Consider the following 10398-nt stretch of genomic DNA (forward strand, 5'->3'; position numbering starts at 1 on the left):
TGCCTTTTTGCCTTGGAGAACCGAAATGAATGCGAGCGAAGTCCTGGCCGGCATCTGGCGGCACGCGGGCCTGCCCGAGGAAGCCCTGTCGTTTGCGCGGCTCACCGGCGCCGACCCGGTGCTGCCGTCGTCCTTCGCGGTCGGCACCGCGGCGCAGAGCACCATGGCAGCGGCGGCGCTGGCCGCCTGCGAACTGGGGCACTTGCGCGGCACCGGGCGGCAGCAGGTGGGTGTCGACATGCTGCACGCGGCGCTGGAGTGAATCGGCTGGTTCAGCCTCGACGGGCAGGTGCCGGATCAGTGGGATGCGTTCTCGGGGCTCTATTGCTGCGCCGACGGATGGGTGCGCGTGCACGCGAACTTCGCGCATCACCGCGACGGCGCGCTGCGGCTGATGAAGCTCGATCCGGCCACGGCCACGCGCTCCGATGCGGAGGCTGCCATGGCCACATGGCGTGCCCGCGATTTCGAGGACGCGGCTGCAGCGGCAGGGCTGGTGGCGACGGCACTGCGGCGCTTCGACGAATGGGACGCCACGCCGCAAGGGCAGGCCGTCGCGGCGCAGCCTCTGTTCACCATCGAGCGCATCGGCGACTCGCCGCCGCTCGTGCTGCCGCCGCTGCGCGAAGACGAACGGCCGCTGTCGGGCCTGCGCGTGCTCGACCTCACGCGCGTGCTGGCCGGACCGGTGGGCGGACGCGCGCTCGCGGCCTACGGCGCCGATGTGATGCTCGTGAATTCATCGCATTTGCCCAACATCTCGGCGATCGCGGACACGAGCCGCGGCAAGCTGTCGGCACATGCCGACCTGCGGACCGAAGAGGGCCGGGCGGCGCTGCAACGGCTGGTTGCCGACGCGCACGTGTTCGTGCAGGGCTATCGGCCGGGCGGGCTCGAAGCCCTGGGATTCGGACCGGCGGCGCTGGCAGAGCAGCGACCGGGCATCGTGTGCGTGTCGCTGAGCGCCTACGGCACGCAGGGCCCGTGGGCGAGCCGACGGGGTTTCGATTCGCTGGTGCAGACGGCCATGGGCTTCAACCACGCCGAAGGCGAGGCCGCCGGGGACGGCAAGCCCAAGCCGCTGCCCATGCAGATCCTCGACGAGGCCACCGGCTACCTGATCGCTTTCGGCGCCGCCGCGGCGCTGTGGCGGCAACAGCGCGAAGGCGGCAGCTGGCAGGTGCGGGTGTCGCTGGCGCACACGGGGCATTGGCTGCGCGGCCTGGGGCGCGTGCCGGGCGGGCTTTCCATCGCCAAGCCCGGCCTTGCGCCCTACGTCGAGACCACCGCCTCGGGCTTTGGTGAGCTGGCGGCGTTGCGCCATGGCGCGATGCTTCAGCGAACGCCCGCCGCGTGGCCGCGTCCCTCGATGCCACCGGGCAGCCATGCGGCGCGCTGGCCGCCCGTCATGCAATGAGTGCGAAACTGGTTGCATGGCCTATCTCGATATCGACAACCTTCAATCCGTTTTCCTCGACGACGACGCGCTCGGCGCGCGTCATCTGCATCGTCAGCCCTGCGGCTTGCTGAACATCACGAGCGGCCGGATCGTGGCCTGTGACCCCCTGGTGCAGCCCGAGCGCGCAGCCTTCGTGCGCGGCGTGAACCGGCGCGGCGCATTTCCCGTCGAGGTGCTGCACGACAAGGGCCGCCATGCGCTGGCGGTGCTCTGGCTGGGCGAACGCGGCGGGCACCGGGTATCCGATCTGCGCTGGGAACCGGCGCTCCTCGAAGGGCAATCGCAGGATGCGCTCGGAGACGACGAGTTCTTCGGCTACCCCGTCGATGCCGGCGTGGGCTGCTTCATGGATGCCGATGCGGCAAAGGCCATGGCCGAGCGCGAGGCGCGCGAGTCCGAAAAATCTGTCCATTTCAACTATTACGACGACGTGCTCGCGGAGGAACTGGGCTCGGCCGACATCGCCAACCACTACCCGCAGGGGCCAGGCACCGCAAACAACATCGTGATCTTCAGCTCGGGCTGGGGCGACGGCAGCTACCCGAGTTTCTGGGCGCTCGATGCGGCCGGCGAACCCGTGGCACTGGTGACCGACTTCCTGACGATGGCCGGCGGCGATGCGCGCGACGAGAACGACAAGCGCAGCGATGCCTACAAGGCCAGCCTGTCGCCGGAGAAGCTGGCTGCCCTCGATGCGCTGGGCGCGGCGGCCGTGGCAGGCGACTCGTCTCTCATCCGGTCGCTGCTCGGCGAAGGGCTCGCAGGCGCCAACGAGATCGTTCCGTCGTTGGGCGAAACCGCCATCACCAGCGCCATCCGCATGAACCAGCTCGAAGCGTTGCGCGTGCTGCTGGGCTCGATGCCGTCGCTGCCGATGCCGCCGCTGTTCTATACCGGGGACGAGGAGGAAAGCTACCTCGTCTACGCGCGCCGGCTCAAGAAGCCGCGCGTGCCGGGGCTGATGGAACTGCTCGAAAAATCCGAAGCCGCCGCAGTTGCTACAGCTGCTGCCGAACCGGCTGCTGCGGGCAAGAGCCTCTGGAAGCGCCTGTTCTCCTGAGCCGTCAGGCGCCCAGCGCGGCGCGGACCTTGTCGCCCAGTCCGCGCAACCGCTCCACGGGTTCGTTGGAGAAGACGAAGCGCAGGTACTGCGCGCCATGCATCTCGCCCCAGCCCTGCATCGCGGTGGCGCAGACGCGCGACTTCAACAGCCGCTCGGACAGCGTCTGCCCGTCGATGCCGAAGTCGCTCGCACGCAGCAGCAGCGACCAGCCGCCGGCCGGCACGCCCACCGGCAGCCCCTTGAGTTCGTCGAGCACCGTGTCGCGCCGGCGTTCCAGTTCGCTCACATACGGCGCAAGCGTGCGAGGCGATTGCTCCAGCGCCGTCGCCACCGCGTCCTGCGCGATGCCCACCGGCACCACCACGTTCGCGAGCGACACGGCCACGAGGTCGGGCATGTAGCTCTCGGGCGCCACGGTCCAGCCCACGCGCCAGCCGATCATGCGCAGTTCCTTGGCCGACGAGCCGACGGTGATGGTGCGCTCGGCCATGCCCGGCAGGCCCGCGGGGTGGATCAGCTGGCGGCCGTCGTACAGCAGCCGTTCCATGGCCGTGTCGAGGATCAGCGTCAGGTCGTGCCGCACGCACAGGTCGGCGATGGCGCGCCAGTCTTCCTCGTCGAAGCAGCCGCCGGTGGGCATCGACGGAGACATCAGCAACATCACCCGCACGCGCGGGCCGATGGCGGCCTGGAGCGCGTCGCGGTCCAGCTTCCATTCGCCGCCGGGGGTGAAGCGAAAGGGCGCGTACTTCGGGGTGCCGCCGGCGAGGCGGATGCGGTTGAGCAGCCCGGCGTAGGTCGGATCGGTCACCAGCACTTCGTCGCCGACCTCGACGGTGGCGAGCAGCGCATTGAGGATGCCCGACAGCCCGCCGGCCGAGATCACGCAGTTGCGCGCGCCGCTGTACGCCACGCCCGACAGCGCCGACACGTGCCGGGCCGCCACGTCGCGCAACCGCGACTGGCCGACGAAGGGCAGGTAGCTGTTGTCCGAGTCTTCGGAGGCGGCGCGCACCGTGCGCGCGACGGCCTCGGGGTCGGGCGGGATGTCGACGTCGAGGTTCTCCAGTCGAAGGAACGGCGGGCCGTCGGCGTCATCGGCAATGGCGCCCATGCGGTCGACGCCGATGCCGGCGATGTGGGTCAGGCGGGCGGGGCGGTGGCGAGGCATTCCGGTCTCCTTGTTGCTCACTGCGGGGAGCCGCCAGCATGGCACAACCCGGGCCGTCAGGCTGCGGTGCCGGGCGGACTGTCCAGCAGCAATTGGGCCCGGTGCGCCTCGGCGGTCTGCCGCAGGAATTCCCAGGTCGCCTGCATTCGCACGAGGTGCTTGGTTTCCGCAGGCATCGACATCCAGAAGGTCCGCGTGAAGTTCGCCTGCCCGGGCAGCACGGGCTGCAGCGCGCCGTCTTTCTCGGCGATGAAGGCCGGCAGCACCGCAATGCCCGCGCCCGCCGCCACCGCGCTGTGCTGCGCGAGCACGCTGGTGCTGCGCAGCGCGAAGCTGTCGGGGCGGTGGAGCTCGTCGAGGTATTGCAGCTCCTTGCTGAACAGCAGGTCGTCCACGTAGCTGATGAAGGTATGGCCGCGCAGGTCTTCGCGTGACTTGATCGGCTTGTGCGCCGACAGGTACTGCTTCGATGCGTAGAGCCGCAGCGTGTAGTCGGTGAGCTTGGTGACGACCACCGGGCCGCGCGCCGGTCGTTCGAGCGAGATCACGATGTCGGCCTCGCGCCGCGACAGGTGCACCAGCCGCGGCATGGCCAGCAGATCGATGGTCAGGCGCGGGTGCTGCACCGCGAACAGGGCCAGGCGCGGCGCCAGCACCACGGTGCCGAAGCCCTCCGTGGCGCCGATGCGCACCAGGCCCGACAGGCCTTCCTGCGAGGCAGGCGCGGTGCTTTCCACGGCCTGGAAGGCGCTTTCCATTGCCTCGACCTGAGGCTGCAGCCGCCGGCCTGCCTCGGTGAGCCGGTGGCCGCCCGCTTCACGCGAGAAAAGCGGGGCGCCGACCTCTTTCTCCAGCGCCTGGATGCGGCGCGCCACCGTGGTGTGGTCGACCTCGAGCCGGCGCGCGGCGCTCATGAGCGTGCCCGAGCGGGCGAGTTCCAGGAAGTAGCGAAGGTTGTCCCAATCCATCTGCTTGCTTGCCCTCGGGTTGATGCTCTGCAAATTTGCAAAGCCTTGGCGCATTTTTGTCTATTGTCATGGCAAATCTGCAAAGCTAGGATGTTGCTCTGCACCGGCCGGGCCGGCACCGAATTCACAGGATCACAGGAGACAAAACCCCCATGGACGCCACCACCACCCCGTCGACCCAGGTCGCCACCGTCAAGCTGCTCATTGGCGGCAAGCTGGTCGAATCCAAGACCACCGAATGGCGCGACGTCGTCAACCCGGCCACGCAGCAGGTGCTGGCCCGCGTGCCCTTCGCGACCCCGGCCGAACTGGACGCCGCAGTGGCCTCCGCCAAGGAAGCATTCAAGACCTGGCGCAAGACCCCCATCGGCACGCGTGCCCGCATCTTCCTGAAGCTGCAGCAGCTCATCCGCGAGAACATGGGCGAGCTGGCCGCCATCCTCACCGCCGAACAGGGCAAGACGCTGCCCGACGCCGAGGGCGACGTGTTCCGCGGCCTCGAGGTGGTGGAGCACGCATCGAACATCGGCAACCTGCAGCTCGGCGAACTGGCCAACAACGTGGCCAACGGTGTCGACACCTACACGCTGCTGCAGCCGCTGGGCGTGTGCGCCGGCATCACGCCGTTCAACTTCCCGGCCATGATTCCGCTGTGGATGTTCCCCATGGCCATCGTCACCGGCAACACCTTCGTGCTGAAGCCCTCCGAGCAGGACCCCATGGTCACCATGCGCCTGTGCGAACTGGCGCTCGAAGCCGGCATTCCGCCCGGCGTGCTGAACGTGGTGCACGGCGGCGAAGCCATCGTCAACGGCATCTGCGACCACAAGGACATCAAGGCGATCAGCTTCGTCGGCTCGACCAAGGTCGGCACGCACGTCTACAACCGCGCCACGCTGGCCGGCAAGCGCGCGCAATGCATGATGGGCGCGAAGAACCACGCCATCGTCATGCCCGACGCCAACAAGGAGCAGACGCTCAATGCACTGGCCGGCGCGAGCTTCGGTGCCGCGGGCCAGCGCTGCATGGCCGTGTCGGTGGCGGTGCTGGTGGGCGAGGCGCGCAACTGGGTGCCCGAACTCATCGAGAAGGCGAAGACGCTGAAGATCGGCGCCGGCACCGAGAAGGGCGTGGACGTGGGGCCGCTGGTCTCGTGCGCCGCCTACGACCGCGTGAACAGCCTGATCGAACGCGGCGAGGCCGACGGCGCCAAGCTGGTGCTCGACGGCCGCAAGCCCACCGTGCCGGGCTATGAGAAGGGCAATTTCGTGGGCCCGACGATCTTCACCGGCGTGAAGCCGGGCATGACGATCTATGACCAGGAAATCTTCGGCCCGGTGCTGTGCATTGCCGATGCCGAGTCCATCGACGAGGCCATCGACCTGATCAACAGCAACCCGAACGGCAACGGCACGGCGATCTTCACGCAGTCGGGCGCCGCGGCACGCCGCTTCCAGGAAGACATCGACGTGGGCCAGGTCGGCATCAACGTGCCGATCCCGGTGCCGGTGCCGATGTTCTCGTTCACCGGTTCGCGCGCCTCCAAGCTCGGCGACCTGGGTCCGTACGGCAAGCAGGTCATCATGTTCTACACGCAGACCAAGACCGTGACGGCACGCTGGTTCGACGACAGCACCGTCTCGCACGGCGTCAACACCACCATCAGCCTCAAATGAGGCACAGGCTTCGCGTCGCGGCCTGGGGCGCGGTGGCGGCGGTCGCATTGCTGCTCTCGGGCGGGGCGCAGGCGGCCGGCCAGGACGAGCCGCTCGACTGCAACCCGAACGGAAACCAGCAGCAGATGAACGACTGCGCGGTGCGCGACTTTCGTGCGGCCGATGCCGCGCTCAACATCCGCTACGGCGAGGTGATGAAGACGCTCTCGCCGCAGCTGCGCGTCGCGCTGCGCAACGAGCAGCGGACGTGGCTCAAGGGGCGCGATCCCGCTTGCAAGCGTGCCGCAAAGGCGAGCGAAGGTGGCTCCATCTGGCCGTTGGTGTTCAACGCATGCCTGGAGAAATCGACCCGCAAACGGACCGCCGAACTGGACCGCTGGAAGGGTCGCGAACAATGAATTTCGAACTGTCCGAAGAACAGAACGCCTTTGCGCAGACTGCGCGCGACTTTGCACAGGCCGAGTTCGCGCCGCATGCGGCGCAGTGGGACGCGCAATCCATCTTTCCGAAGGAGGCCATCGCCAAGGCTGGCGAACTGGGCTTCTGCGGTTTGTATGCGCCCGAGCGCATCGGCGGCCTCGGCCTGCCGCGGCTCGATGCGGCGCTGGTGTTCGAGGAGATGGCCGCGGTCGACCCGTCGACCACGGCTTTCATCACCATCCACAACATGGCGACGTGGATGCTCGGCACCTGGGCTACCGACGAGGTCGCGAAGCACTGGGGCGAAGAGCTGACGACCGGGCGCAAGTTGGCGTCCTACTGCCTCACCGAGCCGGGCGCCGGGTCGGATGCGGGTTCGCTCAAGACGCGCGCGGAATTGCAGGGCGCCGAATACGTCATCAACGGCGGCAAGGCCTTCATCTCCGGCGCGGGGTCGACCCACGTGCTGGTGCTGATGGCGCGCACGGGCGGCGCGGGCGCGAGCGGCATCTCGGCCTTTGCGGTGCCGGCCGATGCGCCCGGCATCAGCTACGGCAAGAAGGAGCACAAGATGGGCTGGAACAGCCAGCCCACGCGCACCATCAATTTCGACAACGTGCGCATCCCGGCGCAGAACCTGCTGGGCAAGGAAGGCGAAGGCTTTCGCATTGCCATGAAGGGGCTGGACGGCGGGCGCATCAACATCGCGACTTGCTCGGTGGGGGCGGCGCAGGGAGCGCTCGACGCGGCGCGGCGCTATCTGCACGAGCGCCAGCAGTTCGGCAAGCCGCTCGCGAGCTTCCAGGCGCTGCAGTTCAAGCTCGCCGACATGGCGACGGAACTGGTCGCGGCGCGCCAGATGGTTCGGCTGGCGGCATCGAAGCTCGACGCGGGCCATGCCGACGCGAGCACCTATTGCGCGATGGCGAAGCGCTTTGCGACAGATGCCGGGTTCAACGTCTGCAACGACGCGCTGCAACTGCACGGCGGCTACGGCTACCTGAGCGAATTTCCGCTCGAGCGCCTGGTGCGCGACGCGCGCGTGCACCAGATCCTCGAAGGCACCAACGAGATCATGCGCGTGATCGTTGCGCGAAAATTGCTGGAGGGCGACAGCGATATCCGCTGAGCGTGCCGTATCCGAAACCTGAAAAAACAATGACCGACAACGTAGTTCTCTTCGACGAAATCAAGACCGCCGGCGGCCAGCGCTTTGCCGTGGCCACGCTCAATGCGCCGGCGTCGCTCAATGCGCTGTCCGTGGACATGGTGCGCCTGCTGACGCCCAGGCTGCGCGAATGGGCGCGGGATGACGGCATCGTCGGCGTGCTGCTTCAGGCTGCTGGCGAAAAGGCGTTCTGCGCCGGCGGCGACCTGCGCCAGCTCTATCAGACGCTGCTGGACTGCGGCCCCGCGCGCAACACCTATGCCGAAGACTTCTTCCGTGAAGAGTACGAGCTCGACTATCTGATCCACACATTCCCCAAGCCCTTCCTGTGCTGGGGCCACGGCATCGTGATGGGCGGCGGCGTCGGCTTGCTGGCCGGCGCGTCGCACCGTGTGATGACGCTGCAAAGCCGCATCGCCATGCCCGAGATCAACATCGGCCTGTATCCCGACGTGGGCGGCAGCTGGTTCCTGCGCCGCACGCCGGGACGCACGGGGCTCTTCCTGGCGCTCACGGCCGCGAACATCAACGCGGCCGACACCATCTTCTGCGGGCTGGCCGACGTGCTGGTTCCGCAGGAGCGCAAGGGCGATGTGATCGAAGCCATCGCTTCCACCCGGTGGGCGGGCGAAGGCAAGGCCGATCGCGCAACGCTGTCGCGCATTCTTGCCAGGGCGGGCGAGGGCGCGGAGATGCCGGCGTCTAAGGTGCGCGAGCACTACGACACCATCAACGCGCTGATGGCCGGTGAAGACCTGGTCGACATCGCCAAGCGCCTGCGCGATCTGCAGAGCGACGACGCCTGGCTGCAGACCGCCGCCAAGACCTTTGCCAAGGGCGCGCCAAGCTCCGCGGCCCTGAGCTTCGAACTGTGGCAGCGCGTGCCGCGCATGTCGCTGGCCGAGGTGTTCCGGCTCGAATACTGGGCGTCGCTGGGTTTCTGCGCGCACAAGGACTTTGCGGAAGGTATCCGGGCAGTGCTGGTCGACAAGGACCGCAATCCGCGCTGGAGCCCGGCCACGCTCGAAGAAATCACGCCTGCCTTCGTCGAAGACCATCTGCGCCCGCGCGGCGAGATGCCGGCCGAGCTGGCATCGCTGGTCTGAGCCGGCCCCATCCATACATATATAGAACAACGGAGACAAGACACATGAAGATCGCTTTCATCGGCCTCGGCAACATGGGCGGCCCGATGGCCATGAACCTGCTCAAGGCCGGCCATACGCTCAGCGCTTTCGATCTCTCGGCCGAAGCCTGCAAGAAGTTCGGCGCTGAAGGGTTGCCGATTGCCTCTTCGGCAGCCGAGACGGTGGCCGACGCGGAGGTCGTCATCAGCATGCTGCCGGCGAGCGCGCATGTCGAAGGCTTGTTCCTTGGCGGGGCGGGCAAGCCTGGGCTGCTCGAGAGCATCAAGGCCGGCACGCTGGTGATCGACAGCAGCACCATTGCCGCCGCGACATCGCGCAAGGTGGCTGAAGCTGCGGCAGCCAAAGGCGTAGCGATGATCGACGCACCTGTGTCGGGTGGCACGGGCGGTGCGATTGCCGGGACGCTGACCTTCATGGTCGGCGGCGAGACCAAGGACCTGGAGCGTGCGCGCCCGGTGCTCGAGAAGATGGGGGCGAACATCTTTCATGCCGGCGCTGCCGGTGCAGGGCAGACCGCCAAGATCTGCAACAACATGCTGCTTGGCATCTTGATGATCGGCACATCGGAAGCGCTTGCGCTCGGCGTTGCCAACGGGCTTGATCCGAAGGTGCTGTCCGAAATCATGCGCCGCAGCTCCGGTGGCAATTGGGCGCTCGAGAAGTACAACCCCATGCCGGGGGTGATGGAGACGTCGCCGGCTTCGAAGAACTACGCAGGTGGCTTCGGGACCGATCTGATGCTCAAGGATCTGGGGCTGGCCCAAGAGAACGCGGCGGCTGTTCGTGCCTCTACGCCGCTGGGTGGCTTGGCGCGCAGCGTGTACGCGGCGCATAGCCTGGCAGGGCACGGCGCACTGGATTTTTCTAGCGTGCTCAAGTTGTTTCAGAAATCCTGAAAATCCGTTGTATGATCGAAGGCTCGGCAGACGGCTGGTGCTCTCAGGGGTTTCATCAAGTCGGCCGATAAAAAAACTTCCTTCGAAGTTGACGCTGACAGAAAAGTCGGTGCATAATCGAAGGCTTCGCTGAAGCGATTCAGCGGCTGGTGACGGAAGTTGCCGACTGCTGGGAAGTTTGAAGAAAGCGAAAAAAGTTTGACGATACTTAAAAAATCGTGTTAGACTACAAGGCTTCGCTGATCGCAGCGAGCAAGACGAAGTAGACGATGAGTTGCTTCGGTGATCGTTAAAAATTTACAGCCGATAAGCGTGGGCGTTTGAAGGTAATTGCGTAAGTTCTTCGGAACAAGTCGCAAGACTTAAAAACGCTCATGAGAATAGAAGTGAAGTTCACTTCAATTTCTTTTTTATGAGTTTTGCCTCATC

At 66.7% G+C, this 10398-nt stretch carries 8 protein-coding genes and 1 pseudogene; 7 read left to right on the forward strand and 2 right to left on the reverse strand.

The window, feature by feature from the left end:
- The first annotated feature begins 25 nt into the window (after positions 1-25).
- A pseudogene (locus AC1RVW_RS15160) lies at positions 26-1417 on the forward strand (CoA transferase).
- A gap of 16 nt (positions 1418-1433) precedes the next feature.
- The gene (locus tag AC1RVW_RS15165) at positions 1434-2519 is read left to right on the forward strand and encodes a DUF4241 domain-containing protein (protein WP_493200824.1); all 1086 of its coding nucleotides are present in this window, start codon (positions 1434-1436) and stop codon (positions 2517-2519) included.
- Between the two features lie 4 nt (positions 2520-2523).
- Here AC1RVW_RS15165 and AC1RVW_RS15170 read toward each other — a convergent pair whose 3' ends face one another.
- Both AC1RVW_RS15170 and AC1RVW_RS15175 read right to left on the reverse strand, forming a co-directional pair.
- Positions 2524-3693: a pyridoxal phosphate-dependent aminotransferase gene (locus AC1RVW_RS15170; RefSeq protein WP_493200826.1), complete on the reverse strand. Its 1170-nt coding sequence runs from the start codon at positions 3691-3693 to the stop codon at positions 2524-2526.
- Between the two features lie 56 nt (positions 3694-3749).
- Positions 3750-4661 carry a LysR family transcriptional regulator gene (locus AC1RVW_RS15175; RefSeq protein WP_422086079.1) on the reverse strand — a complete coding sequence of 304 codons (912 nt, stop codon included), beginning with the start codon at positions 4659-4661 and terminating at the stop codon, positions 3750-3752.
- 152 nt (positions 4662-4813) lie between these two features.
- On the opposite strand from AC1RVW_RS15175, the gene AC1RVW_RS15180 reads away from it, so the two are divergent.
- Genes AC1RVW_RS15180 through mmsB form a run of 5 tightly spaced genes read left to right on the forward strand, consistent with a single transcriptional unit; the run spans position 4814 to position 9969 of the window.
- Positions 4814-6337 carry a CoA-acylating methylmalonate-semialdehyde dehydrogenase gene (locus AC1RVW_RS15180; protein WP_081267108.1) on the forward strand — a complete coding sequence of 508 codons (1524 nt, stop codon included), beginning with the start codon at positions 4814-4816 and terminating at the stop codon, positions 6335-6337.
- Positions 6334-6735 carry a lysozyme inhibitor LprI family protein gene (locus AC1RVW_RS15185; RefSeq protein WP_493200829.1) on the forward strand — a complete coding sequence of 134 codons (402 nt, stop codon included), beginning with the start codon at positions 6334-6336 and terminating at the stop codon, positions 6733-6735. The genes AC1RVW_RS15180 and AC1RVW_RS15185 overlap by 4 nt, the downstream gene beginning before the upstream one ends.
- Positions 6732-7886 (forward strand): acyl-CoA dehydrogenase family protein, encoded by a 1155-nt coding sequence (locus tag AC1RVW_RS15190; protein WP_493200831.1) that lies wholly within the window; start codon positions 6732-6734, stop codon positions 7884-7886. Before AC1RVW_RS15185 ends, AC1RVW_RS15190 begins: the two co-directional genes overlap by 4 nt.
- A gap of 29 nt (positions 7887-7915) precedes the next feature.
- Entirely contained in the window at positions 7916-9031 is a 1116-nt protein-coding gene (locus AC1RVW_RS15195) for an enoyl-CoA hydratase/isomerase family protein (protein ID WP_493200832.1), read from the forward strand.
- Between the two features lie 44 nt (positions 9032-9075).
- Positions 9076-9969, forward strand: a complete 894-nt coding sequence (gene mmsB / locus AC1RVW_RS15200) for a 3-hydroxyisobutyrate dehydrogenase (RefSeq protein ID WP_081267112.1) — start codon at positions 9076-9078, stop codon at positions 9967-9969.
- The last annotated feature ends 429 nt before the right edge of the window (positions 9970-10398 follow it).

The organism is Variovorax sp. MPBD4-3 (genome assembly GCF_058809745.1).